Genomic DNA, 20,105 nt, shown 5'->3' with positions numbered 1-20,105 from the left:
CCCTTCCCCCACGTTGGCTCCGGCTTTGATAAAAGCAGCGCGCCGCGTGGCGCGCGAACACGAGCAAACCATGACATTCACCACGAAGCACACCATCCTCGCCTGCGCCGTCGTGCAGGCGTTTTCCCTGTCGTCCGAGGCCGCCGCGCAGGCGCAGCCGGACAATCCAGTCGCCTCGGTGGTCGTCACCGGCAGCAAATGGATCGCCCTCGACCGCGCCAGCGTCGGCGGCTTCTCCGACGTCCAGCTGCTCGATGCCCCAGCCTCGATCACCTCGATCAGCCAGGGCCAGATGCAGGACCTGTCGATCCGCAGCGCCACCGACGCCGCCCGCTACGACGCCTCGATCGGCGACGCCTACAATGCGATCGGCTACGCCGAGCAGTTCTCGATCCGCGGCTTCGCGCTCGACAACGCGACCAGCTACCGCAAGGACATGATCGCGATCTCGGGCGACACGCAAATCCCGCTCGAGAACAAGGAACGCATCGAGGTGCTGCGCGGCCTGGCGGGCCTGCAGGCCGGCGTCGCGGCGCCGGGCGGCATGATCAACTTCGTCACCAAACGTCCGACCAGTGCGCCGCTGCGCCAGGCCACGGTGGAAGTGCGCGAGCGCGGCACCGTGTATGGCGCGGTCGACCTGGGCGGCCGCTTCGCGGACCGCCGCTTCGGCTACCGCATCAATGCCGCAGCCGAAGACCTGAAATCGTATGTGCGCGGCGCCGACGGCGAGCGCCAGTTCGTCTCGGCCGCCTTCGACTGGCAGATCACGCCGGACGCGCTGTTCCAGATCGACCTCGACCACCAGCACAAGGCGCAGGTCACGGCGCCGGGCTACCAGCTGATCCGCGACGAAGTCCTGCCGACGGGTATCTCGGCCAAGACCCTGCTCAACGACCAGCCGTGGACCAAGCCGGTCGATACCGACAGCAGCAACCTGGGCCTGCGCTTCGAGTACCGCCTCAACGACGCCTGGAACGCCACCGTCAGCGCCAACAAGCACTGGTTCAAGCGCGATGACTTCACCGCCTTCCCTTACGGCTGCAGCAACGAGGGCGACGGCTTCTATCCGGGCTACTGCTCGAATGGCGACTACGATGTGTATGACTTCCAGAGCACGGGCGAACGCAAGACGCCTTGGGGCCTGCAGGCGATGCTGCAGGGCCGCTTCGGCACCGGCGCGGTGCGCCATGCTTTGACGGTCGGCGCCTCGTATGCCGAACGCCACGACAGCTTCGGCGAGTACGTCTACGACTACGTCGGCTCCAGCAATATCTGGAACCCGACGGTCGTGCCGCCGGTGGCAAGCGACCGCGTGACCGGCCCGGTGATGGAACGGCGCGCGACCCAGGAGCGCTCGCTGTTCGTGCAGGACGTCATGACCTTGTCGCCGCAACTGTCGCTGCACGCCGGCGTGCGGTACGTGAAGCTGGAGCTCGACGCGCTGGAAGAGATCGACGGCGGCTGGGTGCACGCGAAGGACTCGTTCGCGCTGCCGAACGTGGCGCTGGTGTATGCGCCGGCCCGCGACTGGCGCGTGTATGGCTCGATCAGCCATGGCCTGCAGTATGGCGGCATCGCGCCGATGGAGACCAGCAACCAGAACACCGCCCTGCCGCCGAGCCGCTCGAAGCAGCTGGAGTTCGGCGTCAAGCGCAACGTGAACGAGCAACTGGCCTTGTCCGGCGCGCTGTTCGAGATCCGCCAGGGCCTGGAATACACGAACGCAGCCAACACCTTCGTGCGCGCCGGCGAGCAGACGCACCGCGGGGTCGAACTGTCGGCGATGGGCAAGGCCACGCCTAGCCTGAACTACAGCCTGTCGCTGATGGCGCTCGACACCGACCAGAAGGACACGGGCGACGCGGCGACCGAAGGCAAGCGCGTGACCAATGTGCCGGAGCTGCGCACGACCGCGTGGATCGAGTACGCGGTGCCACAGGTGGCGGGACTGAAGCTGGACGCGCAGTGGCAGTATTCGGGCAATAAGGTGTTCGATCCGGCCAATCGGGTGAAGGTGCCGGGGTATCACGTGGCGGGCTTCGGCGCGTCCTACCTGCTGCGCGCGGGAGGGCTGAACACGGTCATCCGGGCGCGGGTGGACAATGCTTTCGACAAGTTCTACTGGCGCGATGTGACGCAGTCGCTGGGCGGGTATCTGCTGCCGGGGGCGCCGCGGACGTTCAGGGTGTCGGCGCAGATCGATTTCTGATCTGGGCTGAGAACGATGTCCTCGTGTTCGCTGCAGCGCACACGAGGACAGGTTCCTTATTTTTCCGTACCGAGTTTGACAGCTTCCTGGAGCAGTTGCGTGGCCTTCGCCAAAACCGGTCCAGCCATCTCGTCGTTCCGGAAAATTTCGGCGGAACCCTCGCCGAAATAAAGCCCATCCGAGACAAGGAATGTAATGCGGATGTTTCCCGCTTTCGGCGGCGGTAAACGATCCTCTTCCCATGGGCCGATCTTGTCGATGACTGGACGTGAGACCGCGATGAGTTCTCTAGCCCGTTGCGAAACAGGTGTGTTCTCTCCCTCAACGACAAGCACTTTCCCGGATTGGTTCAGATAGCGCACGCCTCCTTCGCTAAATGCAGCCAGCACGTCCAGTCCGCCTTCAAGAGGAACCTCGACGATGACGCCCAACAGCTCTTTTGACAGACCCGTCTTGCCCAGCATGCGCAGCCGGTGATAGGCGACTGCACGTATCCTTCCCTCGTTCTTGTCGTCGCGCGCGATGTCGAGAAGACTTTCTGCACTAGCCGATTCGGCGAGGACTGACGATAGCAGGCCGTCACTCCGCTTGCCGTCCTGCCCGTCAAACAGTGCCAGATCGTCGCAGAACAGCAGGTTGTACATGAAATTAACGTGCGACTCCGCATATGGATTGTGGAGCCCGGTCGAAGCCACGGCGCTACCTGACGCTACCGCCATGCCAAGTGCTGCAAAGAGTTTCCTGAGCATACGCCCTCCGAGAATGATGGAATGCGGACAAAACACGAAGCCGTGTTTTTGCATCGACCTGCGTCCGCCCTCAGTTCACGATACGTGATCAATTAACCGGAAGGAATCGTAAAGGCGAACTGAATGGGTGTCCATGCAGTATGTATTTGGCATCAAGAACTATTGATGCAGTACGAAACGCGTGCGAAAAAGAGCTGGCGCCACGTACCTAATCCGACAAATCCTTCAGCTTACCCAGGCACCGCCGCTGGAACCCATTCAACCCTTGCGTAATCAGCGTGTCGTCTTCCTCGATCACCTCGGCATCGAGCAACAGCCGCAGCTTGGCGATGCGGTCGCCCTGGGCCAGGGCCTGCGCCAGGTGCGGGCCATCCGCTTCGCCCGCCTGCTCGATTGCCTCCACCACCTCGGGCGGGAAATCCCAGTGATTGGCGATCACCGACGACAGCTGGCGGCTGGCCGCGAACAGCTCGATGCCGAATTCGCTGGAGCCGGGCACCTTGCCTTCGCAAATGCGGTCGGCCACCTGGAACGCGACCTGCAGGCCGAGATTCTGCATCAGGCCGGCCAGGTAGGATTCGAACACGCCGGCCGACAGGCCCGGCGCCATCACGCTGGCCGCAAAGGCGCAGCGCTCGGAGTGCTTCCAGACGTTGGGAGCCACCTGGCGCGCCACGCCCTGTACCTTCACCCGCACCAGCGGCCGGAAGGCGATTCGCGCCAGCAGCATGCGCAGGCCGTTCAGGCCGAGCATCGTCACCGCGCCTTCCAGGGTCTCGATCGGGGTCATCGGGCGGTAATAGGCGCTGTTGGCCTCGCGGATCACTTCGGCCACCAGCACCAGGTCGCGGCCCACCTGGGCCGACAGGGCGCTGGTCGAGATGTTTTCGTCGGATAGCGCGGTGAGCAGCTGCGACACCAGCTCGGGGATGCGCGGCACCAGTCCCGACGCGCAGACGGGATCGGCGGCCAGCGAGCGCACCTCGGCCAGGATCTGCGCTTCCTGTTCCGGCGTGGCGTTGAAGCCGCTGGAGGCGGTCAGCCAGCGGTAGTAGGTGGCGTGCACCTGGTTCGCCATTTCTTCGTCGTTTTCGATCGTCGCCGGCGCGCTGACGACGGCCGCAGCCTCCGCCTCTTTACCTGAACCGCCCAGCATGCGTCCAATCCAGTTTTTCATAGCGCCCCGCTCTACGTTCGAAAAATCCCTTCATTGTAATGCCTTACAGAAACAAATAGTCATGCTCTTGTAAAGATTTATCGTTCGTCAAGACTGGACTGGCGTGCGTGGAAAAAATCGACTTCCCCCATATTGCAAATGATAATCATTATCATTTAATATGCGAATGAAACGCGAATCATTCGCAATGATTAGCTCGCTTAGCATGCCTGCCCACGCAGGCGTGCCTGGCGGAGCATGGGCAATTGAATAAGGAGCCCCCTGAACATGAAACTCACCCGTCACATCCTGGCCGCCGCCATCGCCCTGGCAGTCATCCCCGCCCACGCCAGCCCGCAATTGCTGGAACAGTGGAATGCGCTGAAGGCCAAGGAGCCGCGCCTGCAGACGCGCGACGCCGCGCGCCAGCTGAAGGTGTCCGAAGCCGAGCTGCTCGCAACAAGCATCGGCAGCACCGTGGTGCGACTGAAGGAAGCCGACCACGCCCCGCGCGAGATCATGCGCCGCGCCCTCGACCTGGGCAAGGTGATGGCGCTGACCCGCAACGAGAACGGCGTGATCGAGACCACCGGCGTGGCCATGCGCATCCCGAAGCAGGCCGAGAAAGCCAGCGCCGACGAGGCCGAGCGCGAAGCGCGCAACCTGAACATCGCCGGCGGCTACCTGGGCGGCCCGATCGACCTGCGCTTCCAGTTCGCAAAATGGAAGTACGCCTTCGCCGTGACGCAACCGGGCCGCGATGGCGCCGTCAACCGCAGCCTGCAATTCTTCGACGCCCATGGCGATGCCGTGCACAAGCTCTACCTTCGCGACGACGCCAATATCGCGGTGTTCGACAAGCTGGTGCGCGACTTCCGCAACCCGAGCCAGGGCGCGCAACTGGATGTGACGCCGCCTGCGCCCAAGCCAGCCGTCAAGCCGGACAGCGCGATCGACATCAAGGAATTCCAGACCGCCTGGCAAGAGATGACCGACGTCCACCAGTTCAACCGCATCGTGTCCGAGTTCGGTCTCACGCGCGAACAGGCGCTGCGCCTGGCGCCTGGCGGCGTGGTGCAACCGGTCGCGCCGCAGGCGGTGCGCAAGCTGCTGGAAGACGCCGCGAAAAACCAGGTGGCCATCATGGCCTTCCTCGGCAACGGCGCCCTGACCCAGATCTATAGCGGCAAGGTGAACAAGGTGACGGCGGCCGAAGGCTGGTTCAATGTGCTCGACCCCGACTTCAACCTGCACCTGCGCGACAGCGCGCTGCGCAGCGGCTACGTGGTGCGCCGCGCCGGCGTCACCTCGGTCGAGTTCTTCGACGACCAGGGCGAGCTGGTGGTGACCTTCTTCGGCGTGCGCGAGCGCGGCAAGCCGCAGCCGCAATCGTGGCTCGACCTGGCCGCGAGCTTGCCGAAGACCTGAGGATCAAGGCTGGCCGAGCACCCCTTCGACCTGCCGCATCCGGTGCGGCAGGCCGCCTTCCAATAGCGTATAGAAGATGCCGCGTTCCGCCAGCGTCTCGACCAGCATCCGGTGCACCATCTGGCGCACCGCCTCCGATTCGCGCTGCAGGCCATCCGGTTCCCACGGCGTATCCGGCGCCGTGACGAAGGTCCAGGCATAGTCGTGGCGCGCGTCGAGCGCCGCCAGCTGCGCATCCACCCGTTCCCAGTACACCCTGCTGTAAAGCGCTGTCATCAGGGGCGTGGTGTCGCAGAACAGGAAGCGCCGTGCTTCCGCTGCCGCCGCATCCTCGCGTGCGCGCTGGGTCAGTGCGATGCCGTACTGGTCGTCCTCGTGCGGTACACGTCCCAGCGTATCGACGAATTCACGCAGGTATTCGGGCACCCACCGTGTGCCGTAGCGGCGCCCCAGCGCCTCGGCCAGGGTCGACTTGCCGGATGATTCGGCGCCCAGGATCGCCACCCGCTGCACCGGGTTCATCGCCGCTCCCGCGCCAGCGCCGACCAGGTTCGCAGGCCGGCGATCGCCAGCAGCACGAATATCCCGTACAGCACCGCGGTCAGCACCAGGCCCTTGTACAGGTAGAGGCCGACGTACAGCACGTCGACCGCGATCCACACATGCCAGTTCTCGACCTTCTTCTTCGCCAGCAGCAGCTGGCCTACCAGGCTGCCGGCGGTCAGGAAGCCGTCCGCGTGCGGCACGTCGGTGTCGGTGAAGTTGTCGAGGAAGGTCGAGAGCAGCACGAAGCCCGCCAGCCATGCGGCCACCGCCCACACGCGACGGCTCGGCGCGAGGAAAGTCGGCACCAATGGCGCCGCTGTATTACCCTCGGCGCCATGCAGCCACTGGTACCAGCCCCAGACCGAGGCTGCGATGAAGACGAACTGCAGCCCCATGTCGCCGTACAGGCGCGCGTCGTAGAACACCACCGCATAGGTCGCGGACGAGGCGATCGAGAACAGCCAGGCCCAGTGCTTCTGGCGGATGTTGAGGATGACGGTGGTGACGGCCAGCAGGAAGGAGATGAGCTCCAGCGGCGAGGTCGTGAGGCCGGCGATGATGAGGGGTTCGTTCATTGTTGGCAGATGAACCGTCGTTCCCGCGCAGGCGGGAACCTAAGTTTGTCAGCGCTTTCGAGGCGCATGCAAACTTGGGTTCCCGCCTCCGCGGGAACGACGTGCAGGGGGCTGGTGGCCGAAATTACTTCTTCGGATACTTGATCGTCATTTCCTTGAGCAGGTTGTCGGCGTGGTCGACTTCCTTCATCACCCACAGCATGTAGCGGATGTCGACGTGGATCGCGCGCGTGATGGCGGTGTCGAAGTACCAGTCCTTGGTGATCGATTCATAGGTCGAGTCGAAGTTCAGGCCCACCAGCTCGCCCTTCCCGTTCATGACGGCCGACCCCGAGTTGCCGCCCGTGGTATCGGCGCTCGACAGGAAGTTGACCGGCACCGTGCCCAGCGCCGGATCCTTGAACACGCCGTAGCGCTTGCCCTGGATCGCTTCCTTGAGCCCAGCCGGCACGATGAACGGATCCTTGCCGGTTTCCTTCTCGAGGATGCCTTCGACCGTGGTGAACGGGCCCTTGACCAGGCCATCGCGCGGCGAGAATGGCGATACGGTGCCGTAGGTCACGCGCAAGGTCGAGTTGGCGTCCGGGTAGACCGGCTTGCCCTGCGACTTCTTCCATGCGATCACGGCCGACATGTATTGCGGGATCACGCGCTCCAGGTTGCCGTCGATCTCGTTGCGGCGCTCTTCCAGCGCCATGCCGGCATCGTAAAGGCGCACGGCCAGGACGATGAACGGATCGCGGGAAGAGCGGAATGCGTCGGGCGACTTGCCGATCCAGGCCAGGCGCCTGGCGGTGTCCGACAACTCGCTGGCCTTGTACAGGTCTGCCAGCGCGTCGTGCGCCGGCACCAGCGCGTCCACGCCCTGCGGACGCACCGAAGCGTCGATGCGGGCGTAGCGCGCCAGCGCGGCGGCATACCGCGCCTGGTCCACATCCCCCACGAACGATTGCTCGAGGCGGGTCAGGCGCGCCTTGATGAAGCCGAGGTCGCGTTCCTGGTAGCCGCTTTCGCGCTGGGCGTCCGGCTTCTGGCTTTCCAGCGCCAGGCGGTACAGGGTGCGCGCGCTCTTGAGCAGGTCGCTGTGGGTGGCCTCGAGCCAGGCGGCTTCCTGGCGCTGCAGCGCCATGTCCTGGGCGATCACCGCATCCAGTTCGGACAGCAGCGTCGCGTTGCCGTTCGCATGCGTCTTCTGCCAGGCGCGGAACTCGGCGTCCTGCACGTCCTTGATGGCGGCGATGTCCTTGCGCGCGAAGCCGTCCAGCAGGCCCTTGGTCTTCTTGAGCACGTTGTTCAGTCCCTTGTCGACACTCGCATAGCGCACGGTCCAGGCAGGATTGCCCTGGGTCGCGGCGGCGATCGTCGACAGGTCGGCGGTGATGCTCGCGGCCTTGGCCGGCAGGTCGACGTCGCGCGCGAAGCGGATCTCTCCCGGCAGCTTGTAGCGGCTGGTGCGGCCCGGGTAGCCGGCCAGCAGGATCGGATCGCCGTTCTTCAGGCCTTCGGCCGAGACAACGAGGAAGTCCTTCGACTTGTACGGCACGTTGTCGGGCGACGGATCGGCCGGGCGGCCATCCTTGCCGACGTAGGCGCGATAGAAGGCGTAGTCGCCGACGTGGCGCGGCCATTCGTAGTTGTCGATGTCGCCGCCGTAGTTGCCGATGCGGTCGGACGGCGCGTACACCAGGCGCACGTCGCGGATCATCAGCTGCTTGATGCGGTAATACTCCAGGCCCCGGTGGAAGGCCGGCACCGAGCAGCGCGTGGACTTGTCGGTTTCGCATTCCGCCACCAGGGCCTTGATGCGCGACTCGACCAGCGCATGGCGCTCGCGGCCCGACATGGCCGGGCTCAAGCCCTTGAGCACGCGATCGGTCACGTTCTCGACCTTCTCGGTCACGTACACCAGGGTGTTCGGGCCGCCCGGCAGTTCGTCGGCGCGCGTCTTGGCCAGGAAGCCGTCGACGATGTAGTTCTTCTCGGGGGTCGCGTTGCGCTGGATGGCGCCGTAGGCGCAGTGGTGGTTGGTCACCACGAGGCCGTCGGGCGACACGAAGGACGCCGAGCAGCCGCCCAGCGAGACGATGGCGCTCATCGGATGCTTGCCCAGGTCGGCCAGCTTCTCGGCCGGCATGGCGATGCCGATGCGTTTGAGTTCGGATTTCAGTTGCGGCAGCTGGTGCGGTTGCCACTGGCCTTCGTCGGCGAAGGCGGCGCCTGCGAGGCCGGACAGGCCGACGATGGCGACGGGCAGGACGATCGATTTGAACAAGACGGATCCCCGGGATGAAAAAAGCAATCCGCGAGTATAGCGCCCTTGTGTCATCCCCGTGCGGTTTTCCCGGGTATCGACACCCATCCCGGCGGCGTCAACATCGCGTCATATTGGCGTGGCAGGATGTCATATTATGCAAAAAGAAGGCAAGCAGACATGAGCACCGAGGCCCCCCTGTACCGACACCAGGTCCTCTTCCTCTCACAGAGTTTCTTCATCAAGGACAACCGCGCCGAACTGCTGCTGCACGCGCACAAATATGATTTTGACATCCGTTTTTTCAGCGAAGCGGCCGAATTCACCGCCGCCGTCGAGGCCGACCGCGGCGGCAGCCTGTTCGTGATCGATCTCGACGCCCTGCACAATATGCAGGCCGACCTGCACGACAGCCGCAAGACCCTGATGCTGGGCGAGCTGCTCGCGCGCCTGCCGCGCGGCCACGAATACGTCTATCTGCAGTCGAGCCGCCAGGGCAGCCGCTTCCTGCTCCAGCAGCGCCTGGTGGACAGCAACTGCCTGGCCTATGCCGAAAAGCGGATCGCCAACGACGTCCTGGTCGACAAGCTGTTCAACCTGTTCGTGCGCACGGGGCGCGGCGACCTGGTGTCGCTGGTCCATCTCGGGCCGCCGGCCGGCCTGGACGCGGCGGCGCTGCTGGGGCACCGCGTCGAGGTCGTCCACCACCTGGACGCCGCCACCCTGCACCTGCGCGTCAAGGAATTGCAACCCGACCTGGTCGTGATACCCGACGACGAATACCGGCGCCTGGATGCCCTGGCGCGGGTACTGAAGAAGAATATCGAGGCCGACCCGGTGCGCGAGATCGTGCTCTTGCTGCGCCATCCCGACGACGCGCTGGCGCGGCGCGCGCTGAACGACGGCTTCGATTCGGTGCTGGTCGACGCCGGCGGCGGCATGGTCGAGGCCCAGCTGGCGAACCGCGCCGCCCGGATCCGCGTCAGCAAGGACCTGATCGGCAAGGACCGCGCCACGGGCTTGCTGAACAAGGTCGGCCTGCAGCGCAAGGCGCAAGACCTGATCCGGCACGCTACGCTCGAGAGCAAGCCGCTCGCCTTCGGCGTGATCGACATCGACAAGTTCAAGACCATCAACGACACCTGGGGCCACCACTTCGGCGACATCGTCATCAAGCGCCTGTGCCTGTGCCTGGCGCCGCAGATGGCCGAGCGCGACCTGCTGGCGCGCTTCGGCGGCGAGGAATTCGTGGTCGTGTTCTGGGATTGCACGCTGAAGGAAGGCTGGCGGCGGCTGGACGCGCTGCGCCAGGCTTTTTGTGCGATCGAGTTCCAGGTTGCGCCTGGTGACCTGCGGCGCTTTTCGTTCAGTGGAGGATTGGCGGCGTTTCCCGACTACCGCAGCGAGAACGAGTTGTTCCTGCGGGCGGATGCGATGTTATATACGGCCAAGGAGACTGGCCGCAACCGGATTTGTCCCGCCATGTAGGGTTGGCGGTTACGCGAGCAACCCCACCGGCCCGCTGTCGAGGGCAATCGCCTCGTATTCGCGCCGCACCGTCCCCTCGCCGTACAGGCGCTCCAGACGCCGCACGGCGAAATGCCCGCGACTCATGTTCTGGAAATGGTCGACGAACAGCAGGTTGATGGTCGCGCCGCCCACGGCGCCCAGCGCCGGCACCAGCATCGCGGCCGCCTTTTGCGTCACGTGCACCTGGAAGCGCGCCGCGACCGTGGCGATCAGGCGCAGCACGGCCGGCGCGGTGGCGGCGTTGACCGACTTCGCCGCCAGCGCCTGGGCCGCTTCGCTGACCGCACGCGCCAGCGCGATGCGCATCGCAAAATAACCCGAATCGGCGGCATCGTCGTTGCCGCCTGGTCCGCCCATGGCCAGGATGCGCAGGCATTCCAGCCGCGTCTCCACGTCCTGCGGCCGCTCGCCGTTGGCGCGCGCGATCTCGGCGACCGAACGCAGCATGATCACGGTCGATAGCGGCAGGTCGACCAGCAGGCCGGGCAGGCCGAAGGCGCCGCCCACGCCGCCCGACACGCTGGCGGCGAATTTGTGCAGGCGCGGGTAGGACGCCTCCTTGCCCTCGCCCTTCATGGTGAAAAGCGCGCCCGTCATCGCGTGCTGGAGCGCGCTCTCGGTGGCGCTGCCGACGCGCTTCTGCCACGGCGCCGGCAGGCGCTCGATGGCCGCCTCGATCGGCGAGCCGACCAGGTTGCTGATGCGCGCGGCCAGGCCGGGATTCTCGAGCAGGCGCTTGGCTTCGTGCAGCTCGGCCAGGTGTTCGGCGTTCATCTTCATGGCGATCTCCTTCGATAGGCGATGCGATGGTGCGTCGGTCAACCCGGCAAATCTGTCAGCTTGCCAAGGCAACGGCGTTCGAAACTGTCCAGCCCCTCGGTGACGAGGGTGTCGTCTTCGTCCAGCACATGGGCGTCGAGCAGGACCCGCAGCTTGGCGATCTGGTCGCCCCGCTCGAGCGCGCGGGCCAGCGGCGGCGCGTCCGGCCGGCCGACACCCGCGATGCCCTCTACCACCTCTGGCGGGAATTCCCAGTGCGCGGCGATGGTCGACGACAGGCCGCGGCTGACGTCGAACAGGCGCCGGCCGAATTCGCTGGAACCGGGAATCTTGCCCGACTCCGCCGCCCGTTCGGCCAGCCGGAAGGCCACCACCAGCCCCAGGTTCTGCATCAGGCCGGCCAGGTAGGCCTCGAATACGCCCGCGCCCAGTCCCGGCGCCAGCAGGCTCGAGGCCAGCGCGCATTTCTCGGACTGGTTCCAGACCAGCGGCGCGGCGCGGCGCGCGAAGCCCTGCTCGGCCATCTTGATCAGCGGCCGGAAGGCGATTCGGGCCAGCAGCATGCGCAGGCCGTTCTGGCCGATCATCATGAGGGCGGCGTCGAGCGACTTCACTGCCTGCAGCGGCCGGTAATAGGCGCTGTTGGCTTCGCGGATCACCTCGGCCACCAGCACCAGGTCCTGCTCCACCTGGCGCGCGAGGTCGCCGGTCGAGACCTCGTCGTCGGCCAGGTCGCGCAGCAGCTTGGGGATCAGCTCGGGCACGCGCGGCACCAGGCCGCTGGCCGCGACCGGGTCGGCCGCCAGCGTGCGCACCAGGTCGAGCAGGTGTTCCTCGACCTCCGGCCCGGCCTGGTAGCCGCCGGACGCGGTCAGCCAGCGGTAATAGGCGGCGTCGACCTGGACGCCGTAGTCTTCTTCCGCCGCCTCGGCCTGCGGGGCGGCGGCCTCCGGCGCCTGTTCGGCGCCGCTCAACATGCGATTGAACCAATTTTTCATGGCGTGTGCCCGACTATCGATAATCGCAGCATTGTAATGCCTGGCGCACGGATCAGCGCGCGGCCGTGGCCAGCGCCTCTTCCTGCCAGCCGCCGCCCAGCGCCTGGATCAGCGACACCGCCGCCGTCTGGCGGTCGGCCTGCACCTGCACCAGCGAGCGGCGCGCATTGAGCGCCGTCACCTGGGCCTGCACCACCTCGGTATAGCTCACCTGCCCCGCCTTGTAGCGGTTCAGGATCTGCTCCTCGACCAACCCGGCCGCCTCGGCCGCCTCGGCCCGCAATTGCTGCTGCTGTTCCAGCACGCGCGTGGCCGACAGGCCGTTCTCGACGGCGGCGAAGGCGTCCAGCACCACCTGGCGGTAGCGCGCCACCGTGGCCTGGTGGCGCGCCTCGGCGCCTTCCACGCTGGCGCGGGTGGCGCCGGCATTGAAGATGGTCTGGGCCGCCGACAGGCCGAACGACCAGGCCGCGGCGGACGCCGAGAACAGGTCACCGACCCGGCTGGTGGTATTGCCATAGTTGGCCGACAGGCCGAAGTTGGGGAAATACGCCGAGCGCGCGACGCCGATGTCGGCATTGGCGGCGGCCACGTCGCGTTCGGAGGCGGCGATGTCGGGCCGGCGCTGCAGCAGGGTCGACGGCACGCCGACCGGCACGTCCGGCACCGACACATGCCATGGCGCGCTCGGCAGCGAGAACGTCGACGGCGTCTGGCCGACCAGCACCGCGATCGCGTGCTCGAGCTGGGCGCGCTGGTTTTGCAGGCCGAGGGCGTCGCTGCGCGCATTGGCGAGCTGGGTCTGGGCCTGCAGCACGTCGGAGCGGGCCGCGATGCCGGCCTCGAAGCGGTTCGAGGTGATTTGCAGCACCCGCTCGTAGCCTTCGATGGTCGAGGCCAGCATCTCGCGCTGGGCATCGGTCTGGCGCAGCGAGAAATAATTAATCGCCAGTTCGCCCTGGGCCGCGAGGACGGCGCTGGCCAGGTCGGCGGCGGTGGCCTGGGCGCTGGCCTCGGCCCCGCTCACGGCATTGCGCAGGCGGCCGAACACGTCCGGCTCCCAGCTGGCGCCGATCTGCAGGCGGTAGGAATTGGCGGGACCGCGGTTGACGCTATTGTCACCGCCGCCGGCACGGTCGGCGCCCGCGCCCAGCGACACCACCGGGAACAGCGAGGCGCGCTGCTGGGCCACCAGCGCGCGCGCCTGGGCGTAGTTGGCGACCGCCACCGCCACGTTCTGGTTGGCGGCCTCCACCTGTTTCGCCAGGCGGTCGAGTTCCGGATCTTCGAACAGCGACCACCAGGGGCCGCGCGCGAGGGCGTCGGCCGGTGCGGCCGGCACCCAGCCTTCGGCCTCCTTGTAGGTCTCCGGCAGCGCCGCGCCGGCCTGCAGCGGCGCGGGACGCTCGTAGGCGGGTCCGACGGCGCAGCCGGCCAAGGCGGCGGCAAGTGCCAGCAGGGAGAGACGGGTGGGAAGCGTGTGTCGCATAGGGATCATGGTTTGGCCAGCGATGGACCCGTGTCGCCTTCATGCGGGTGACGGGTCAGGTTGTGTTCGTCGGGTTTGCGGGTGCGCAGCTTGTCGAGCAGGACGTAGACCACCGGCGTGGTGAGCAGGGTCAGGAGCTGGCTCGCGGCCAGGCCGCCGATGATGGCGATGCCCAGTGGGCGGCGCAGCTCCGAGCCTTCGCCGAAGCCGATCGCCAGCGGCAGCGCGCCCAGGGCCGCGGCCAGGGTCGTCATCAGGATCGGGCGGAAGCGCAGCATGCAGGCTTCGCGCACCGCCTCGATCGCCGAGAGGCCGCGCGCGCGCTCGGCCTCCAGCGCGAAGTCGATGATCAGGATTGCGTTCTTCTTGACGATGCCTATCAGGAGGAAGACCCCGATCAGGGCGATGATCGAGAACTCCATCTTGAACAGCAGCAGGGCCAGCACCGCGCCCACGCCGGCCGACGGCAGGGTGGACAACACCGTCACCGGATGCACGAGGCTTTCGTACAGGATGCCCAGCACAATGTAGATGACGACAATGGCGGCCAGGATCAGCAGTGGCTGTTCCTTGCTCGACTCCTGCGCCGCCGCCGCCGTGCCCTGGAAGCTGCCGCGTACATTGGTCGGCATCCCGATGTCGGCCTCGGCCTGGCGCACCGCCGCCTCGCCGTCGGTCAGCGAGAAGCCCGGATTCAGGTTGTACGACACCGTGGTCGCCAGCTCGCCGTCCTGGTGGCTGACCGAGGTCGGGGTCGCGCTTTCGGCGAAGCGCGCGATCGCCGACAGCGGAACCATGGTGGCGGCGTTGCTTGCCAGGGCCTGGCCGCCGGACGGATCGCGCGCCGCGGTCAGGTTGGCCGTCGACGAGGTCGAGGCGCCGGCTGCGCCGGTGGCGGCAGCAAGGCCGGTGCTGGTGGAGGCCGCGCTGGCCGCGCCGCCGGTCGGCCGCGCTGGCACGTAGACATCCTTGAGCGCCTCGGGCGACTGCGCATACTTCTGGGCCACGCCCATCACCACGTGGTACTGGTTCAGCTCATCGTAGATGTTCGCCACCTGGCGCTGGCCGAAGGCGTTGTACAGGGCATTAGTGACGTCGCGCGTGCTGATGCCCATGCGCGCCGCCGTCTCCTTGTCGATGGTGACGTAGGTTTCCACGCCGTTCTCGGCCTGGTCGGTGTCGACGTCGACCAGCGCCGGTTGCGCCTTCATGGCCTCGGCCAGGCGCGTCGCCCATGCCTTCAAGTCCTCGGCATTGTCGCTCTTGAGCGTGTACTGGTAAGTGGAATTGCTGGAGCGGCCGCCCATGCGCAAGTCCTGCACCGGGTTCAGGAAGATCGTGATGCCGGTGACCTTCGCCATCTGCGGCCGCAGGCGCGCGATCACCGCCTGGGCCGCGACGTCGCGCTCGCCCACCGGCTTCAGGTTGACGAACATGAAGCCGCCGCCGGCACGGCCACCGCCGGTGAAGGCCACGACCGTCTCGACCGCCGGATCCTTGCGGATGATCTCGACCAGCTGGTAGATCTTGGCCTGCATGGCCGTGGAAGAGATGCTCTGGTCGGCGCGAATGCCGCCATTCATCTGGCCCGAGTCCTGCTGCGGGAAGAAGCCCTTGGGGGCACTGGAGAACAGGTAGACGTTCAACGCTACCGTAAACAGCAGGATGATCATCACCAGCAGCTTGCTGTCGAGCGCCCAGTCGAGCGCATGCTCGTAGACGCGCAGCACGCGCGCAAAGCCCTTCTCGGACCAGCGCGCCAGGCGGCCCGGCTGCTTGTCCTTGTCTTCCTTGCGCAGCAGCCAGGCGCACATCATCGGCGTGGTGGTGAGCGAGATTACCAGCGAGATCAGCACCGCCGCCGACAGGGTCACGGCGAATTCGCGGAACAAGCGTCCCACCTGCCCGCCCATGAACAGCAGCGGGATGAACACGGCCACCAGCGACAGCGAGATCGACAGCACCGTGAAGCCCACTTCGCGCGCGCCCAGCAGCGCGGCCTGCATGCGGTCCATGCCGTTCTCGATATGGCGCGCGGTATTCTCGAGCACCACGATGGCGTCGTCGACAACGAAGCCCGCCGCCACCGTCAGCGCCATCAGCGACAGGTTATTGAGCGAAAAGCCGAGCGCATACATCACGCCAAAGGTGCCCAGCAGCGAGACCACGGTGGCCACCGCCGGCACCACGGTGGCGCGCAGGCTGCGCAGGAATACGCTGACCACCGCCACCACCAGCACGATCGACAGCACCAGGGTGAACTCGATCTCGTGCAGCGACGCGCGGATCGAGTTGGTGCGGTCCGATGCCACCGCCAGGTTGATGTCGCCCGGCAGCTGGGCCTGCAGCGACGGCAGCAGCTCGCGGATGCCGTCCACGGTCTCGATCACGTTCGCCTCGGGCTGGCGCGTGACCAGCACGATCACGGCCGGCTGGCCGTTGAACAGGCCGAGGGTATAGACGTTTTCCGGGCCGTCGAACACATTGGCCACGTCGGACAGGCGCACGGCGGCGCCGTCGCGCCAGGCCACGATCAGGCCCTTGTAATCGCTGGCGCTGCGGCCATCGCCGCCGGCCGGCTGCGAATAGATCTGCAGGCGGTTGCCATTGCCGTCGATCTCGCCCTTCGGGCGGTTCGGGTTGCTGGCCTGGATCGCGGCGCGCACATCCTCGGCCGAGACGCCATAGCGGTTCAACGAATACGGCACCAGTTCGACCCGCACCGCGGGCAGCGAGCCGCCGCCGATCTCCACCTCGCCCACGCCTTTCACTTGCGCCAGGCGCTGCTGCACCAGGTTCGATACCGATTCATAGATCTGGGCCGGCGACTTGGTTTTGGATGTCAGCGCCAGGATGATCACCGGCGCATCCGACGGGTTGGCCTTGCGATAGGTCGGATTGCTGCGCAGGGTCGCCGGCAGGTCGGCGCGCGAGGCATTGATCGCCGCCTGCACTTCACGGGCGGCGGCGTCGATCTGGCGATTGAGTTCGAATTGCAGGTTGATGCGGGTCGAGCCGGTGCTGCTGCTCGAGGTCATCTCGTTGACGCCGGCGATCACGCCCAGGCGCCGCTCGAGCGGTGTGGCCACGCTGGACGCCATGGTCTCCGGACTAGCGCCCGGCAGCGAGGCCGACACCGACACCGTCGGATAGTCGACCTGGGGCAGCGGCGCCACCGGCAGCACAAAGTATGCTGCGATGCCGGCCAGCGCCAGGCCCAGGGTCAGCAAGACCGTGGCGATCGGGCGTTCGACGAAGGGGCGCGACAAATTCATGCTCCCGCCGCTTCCGTCTTGTGCGGCGCTTTACCCGTCCAGCGGCGCGCGGTGCGGTCGAACGCCAGATAGATCACCGGCGTGGTGAACAGCGTGAGCAGCTGGCTCAGGATCAGGCCACCGAAGATGGCCAGGCCCAGCGGCCGGCGCAGCTCGGCGCCCTCGCCGGTGCCCAGCATCAGCGGAACGGCCGCGAACAGCGCCGCGAGGGTCGTCATCAGGATCGGGCGGAAGCGCAGCAGCGCCGCCTGCCTGATCGCGTCCAGCGGCGATTTTCCTTCCTCGCGCTCGGCCTCGATCGCGAAGTCGATCATCATGATCGCGTTCTTCTTGACGATGCCGATCAGAAGGATGATGCCAATGATGCCGATCACGCCCAGGCCCTGCCCGCTGACCCACAGCGCCAGCAGCGCGCCGACGCCGGCCGACGGCAGGGTCGACAGGATCGTCATCGGGTGGATGTAGCTTTCATAGAGCACGCCGAGCACGATGTAGACGCAGACGACGGCAGCCAGGATCAGCCACAGCTGGTTCGACAGCGACGCCTCGTAGGCGCCGGACGCGCCGAGGAAGGTCATGCTGACCGAGGCCGGCATGCCGATCTCCTCGGCGGCAGCGCGGATCGCGCTCACGGCGTCGCCCAGCGAGGCGCCGGAGGCGGTGTCGAAGCCGACCGTCGCGGCCGGGTATTGCGCCACGTGGATCACCTGCAGCGGCGCCTGGCGCTCGCTGATGGTGGCGATCGCCGACAGGGGTGTCGGCTGGCCGGAACCGGTGCGCAGCTGCAGGCGGCCCAGGGCGGCGATCGACATCGCTTCGTCCTGCTGGGCTTCCAGGATCACGCGGTACTGGTTGGTCTCGGTGAAGATGGTCGACACGATGCGCTGGCCGAAGGCGCTGTACAGCGCGTCGTCGATCGAGGCGGCCGTGATCGACAGGCGCGAGGCGGTGTCGCGGTCGATGTCGATGAAGGCGGCCGCGCCCGTCGCGCCGGCGTCGGTGACGGCAGTGCGCAGCTCGGGCAGGCTGCCGATCCTTTGCGTCAGCTTGCGCGCCCACTCGTTGACGGTGCTTTCGTCCGCGCCTTCGATCGACAGCCGGTACTGGGTCGGGCCGCTCTCGGCGTCGATGGTCAGGTCTTGCGTCGGCTGCAGGAACAGCTGCAGGCCCGGCACGGTGGCCACGCGCTGGCGCAGCCGCTGCATGGTCTCCAGCTGGTCGCCGCGGTCGGCCTTCAGGTTGATCAGCATGGTGCCGGTATGCAGCATGGTGTTGTTGGCGGCGTCGACGCCGACATACGAGGCGACGGAAGCGACTTCCGCATCAAGCATGATCTGGCGCGCAGCCTCTTGCTGCAGCTTTGCCATGTCGGCGTACGAGATCGATTGCCGCGCCTGCACCCGCGCCTGCAGCTGGCCGGTGTCCTGGGTCGGGAACAGGCCCTTGGGGATGATCATCCACATCAGGGCGGTCAGCACCAGGGTGCCCAGCGCTACCAGCAGGGTCAGGCCCTGGCGTTTCAATACCCAGCCCAGCATCACGTCGTAGCGCTCGATGACGCGATCAAAAAAGGCCTGGAACCTGACGGCGAACTTGCCCGGCTTTTCCTGTTCATGGCTGCGTAGCCAGCGCGCCGCCATCATCGGCACCAGGGTCAGCGACACCACGCCCGAGATCAGGATCGTGATCGCCAGCGTCACCGCGAATTCGCGGAACAGGCGACCGACCACGTCGCCCATGAACAGCAGCGGAATCAGGACCGCGATCAGCGACACGGTCAGCGAGATGATGGTGAAGCCGATCTGGGTCGCACCCTTGATCGCGGCCGCCATCGGCTTCTCGCCCTTCTCGATATAGCGCGCGATATTCTCGATCATGACGATCGCATCGTCGACCACGAAGCCGGTGGCGATCGTCAGCGCCATCAGCGACAGGTTATTGAGGCTGTAGCCGAGCAGGTACATCACGCCGAAACTGCCGATCAGCGAGATCGGCACGGCAAGGCTGGCGATGATGGTCGCGCGCAGGCTGTGCAGGAAGGCGAAGATCACCAGCACCACCAGCACCACGGCCAGCAGCAGCTCGATCTGCACGTGCTTGACCGAGGCCCGGATGCCGGTGGTGCGGTCGCTCAGCACGTCCATGCGCAGGGCCGTCGGCAGGCCGGCCTGCAGCTCGGGCAGGCGCGCCTTGATGGCGTCCACGGTGGCGATTACGTTGGCGCCCGGCTGGCGCTGCACGTTGAGGATGATCGCCGGCTTCATATTGGCCCAGGCGCCCAGGCGCACGTTCTCGGCGCTGTCGACCACGTTCGCCACCTCGCTCAGCTTGACCGGCGCGCCGTTGCGGTAGGCGACGATCAGGTTCTGGTAGTCGGGCACGGTGACCAGCTGGTCGTTGGCATTGATCGCATACGAGCGGGTCGGCCCATCGAAGCTGCCCTTGGCGCTGTTGGCATTGGCGGCGGTGATCGCGGTGCGCAGCGTGTCCAGGCCCAGGCCATAAGACGCGAGCGCCTCGGTGTCGGCCTGGATCCGCACCGCGGGCCGCTGGCCGCCCGACAGCGAGACCTGGCCCACGCCCGAGACCTGGCTGATCTTGAGCGCCAGGCGGGTATTGACCAGGTTCTGCACCTCGGTCAGCGGCAGCGTGTCGGAGGTGATGGCCAGGGTCAGCACCGGCGCGTCGGCCGGATTGACCTTGGCGTAGACCGGCGGCGCCGGCAAGTCGGTCGGCAGCAGCGAGCCGCCGGCATTGATCGCGGCCTGCACTTCCTGTTCGGCCACGTCGAGCGTCTCGCCCAGAGCGAACTGCAAGGTCACGATCGAGACGCCGGCGGCGCTGGTGGAACTCATGCGGGTCAGGCCCGCCATCTGGCCGAACTGGCGCTCCAGCGGAGCGGTGACGGTGCGCGCCATCACTTCCGGGCTGGCGCCTGGGTACAGCGTCTGCACCTGGATGGTCGGGAAGTCGACCTGCGGCAGCGCCGACAAGGGCAGGAAGCGGTAGCCGACCAGGCCCGAGAGCACGATCGCCAGCATCAGCAAGGCGGTGGCGACCGGGCGGCTGATGAAGGGGGTGGAGGGGCTCATCGCGTGCCCCCGATATCAACACAG

13 protein-coding genes are annotated in these 20,105 nt (G+C 66.6%); 3 read left to right on the top strand and 10 right to left on the bottom strand.

What is annotated here, in order from left to right; genetic code table 11:
- The first annotated feature begins 70 nt into the window (after positions 1-70).
- Positions 71-2,212, top strand: a complete 2,142-nt coding sequence (locus tag Q9246_RS10010) for a TonB-dependent receptor (RefSeq protein WP_306397402.1) — start codon at positions 71-73, stop codon at positions 2,210-2,212.
- A gap of 56 nt (positions 2,213-2,268) precedes the next feature.
- Here the strand turns inward: Q9246_RS10010 and Q9246_RS10005 are convergent, their stop codons facing one another.
- Together Q9246_RS10005 and Q9246_RS10000 are read right to left on the bottom strand one after the other, a co-directional pair.
- Complete coding sequence (locus Q9246_RS10005) at positions 2,269-3,015, bottom strand: hypothetical protein (RefSeq protein WP_306397401.1); 747 nt, start codon at positions 3,013-3,015, stop codon at positions 2,269-2,271.
- Between the two features lie 154 nt (positions 3,016-3,169).
- The gene (locus tag Q9246_RS10000) at positions 3,170-4,138 is read right to left on the bottom strand and encodes an HDOD domain-containing protein (protein WP_306397400.1); all 969 of its coding nucleotides are present in this window, start codon (positions 4,136-4,138) and stop codon (positions 3,170-3,172) included.
- 267 nt (positions 4,139-4,405) lie between these two features.
- On the opposite strand from Q9246_RS10000, the gene Q9246_RS09995 reads away from it, so the two are divergent.
- A complete protein-coding gene (locus Q9246_RS09995) occupies positions 4,406-5,545 on the top strand; it encodes a hemin-degrading factor (protein WP_306397399.1) in 1,140 nt (379 codons plus the stop codon).
- A 3-nt stretch (positions 5,546-5,548) separates the two neighbouring features.
- Here Q9246_RS09995 and Q9246_RS09990 read toward each other — a convergent pair whose 3' ends face one another.
- The 3 genes from Q9246_RS09990 to Q9246_RS09980 form a co-directional block, all read right to left on the bottom strand.
- Positions 5,549-6,067: an AAA family ATPase gene (locus Q9246_RS09990; protein WP_306397398.1), complete on the bottom strand. Its 519-nt coding sequence runs from the start codon at positions 6,065-6,067 to the stop codon at positions 5,549-5,551.
- Positions 6,064-6,666, bottom strand: a complete 603-nt coding sequence (pnuC, locus tag Q9246_RS09985) for a nicotinamide riboside transporter PnuC (protein WP_306397397.1) — start codon at positions 6,664-6,666, stop codon at positions 6,064-6,066. Before pnuC ends, Q9246_RS09990 begins: the two co-directional genes overlap by 4 nt.
- 124 nt (positions 6,667-6,790) lie before the next feature.
- Positions 6,791-8,938: a S46 family peptidase gene (locus tag Q9246_RS09980; protein WP_306397396.1), complete on the bottom strand. Its 2,148-nt coding sequence runs from the start codon at positions 8,936-8,938 to the stop codon at positions 6,791-6,793.
- Positions 8,939-9,097: 159 nt separating this feature from the next.
- On the opposite strand from Q9246_RS09980, the gene Q9246_RS09975 reads away from it, so the two are divergent.
- Positions 9,098-10,405 carry a GGDEF domain-containing protein gene (locus tag Q9246_RS09975; RefSeq protein WP_306397395.1) on the top strand — a complete coding sequence of 436 codons (1,308 nt, stop codon included), beginning with the start codon at positions 9,098-9,100 and terminating at the stop codon, positions 10,403-10,405.
- A 9-nt stretch (positions 10,406-10,414) separates the two neighbouring features.
- Here the strand turns inward: Q9246_RS09975 and Q9246_RS09970 are convergent, their stop codons facing one another.
- The 5 genes from Q9246_RS09970 to Q9246_RS09950 are packed head-to-tail and all read right to left on the bottom strand — an operon-like array spanning position 10,415 to position 20,081.
- Positions 10,415-11,227, bottom strand: a complete 813-nt coding sequence (locus Q9246_RS09970) for an EcsC family protein (protein WP_306397394.1) — start codon at positions 11,225-11,227, stop codon at positions 10,415-10,417.
- A 38-nt stretch (positions 11,228-11,265) separates the two neighbouring features.
- On the bottom strand, positions 11,266-12,225 hold the full coding sequence (locus Q9246_RS09965) for an HDOD domain-containing protein (protein WP_306397393.1): 960 nt from the start codon (positions 12,223-12,225) through the stop codon (positions 11,266-11,268).
- Positions 12,226-12,277: 52 nt separating this feature from the next.
- Complete coding sequence (locus Q9246_RS09960) at positions 12,278-13,723, bottom strand: efflux transporter outer membrane subunit (protein ID WP_306397392.1); 1,446 nt, start codon at positions 13,721-13,723, stop codon at positions 12,278-12,280.
- Positions 13,720-16,989 carry an efflux RND transporter permease subunit gene (locus Q9246_RS09955; RefSeq protein ID WP_306397391.1) on the bottom strand — a complete coding sequence of 1,090 codons (3,270 nt, stop codon included), beginning with the start codon at positions 16,987-16,989 and terminating at the stop codon, positions 13,720-13,722. Before Q9246_RS09955 ends, Q9246_RS09960 begins: the two co-directional genes overlap by 4 nt.
- Entirely contained in the window at positions 16,986-20,081 is a 3,096-nt protein-coding gene (locus tag Q9246_RS09950; RefSeq protein WP_306397390.1) for an efflux RND transporter permease subunit, read from the bottom strand. The genes Q9246_RS09955 and Q9246_RS09950 overlap by 4 nt, the downstream gene beginning before the upstream one ends.
- Positions 20,082-20,105 lie beyond the last annotated feature (24 nt).

It is taken from the genome of Telluria beijingensis (assembly GCF_030770395.1).
Taxonomy (GTDB): Bacteria; Pseudomonadota; Gammaproteobacteria; order Burkholderiales; family Burkholderiaceae_D; genus Telluria; species Telluria beijingensis.
The sequence above is the reverse complement of the archived record's forward strand: the minus strand, read 5'-3'. Positions and strand labels throughout refer to the sequence as shown.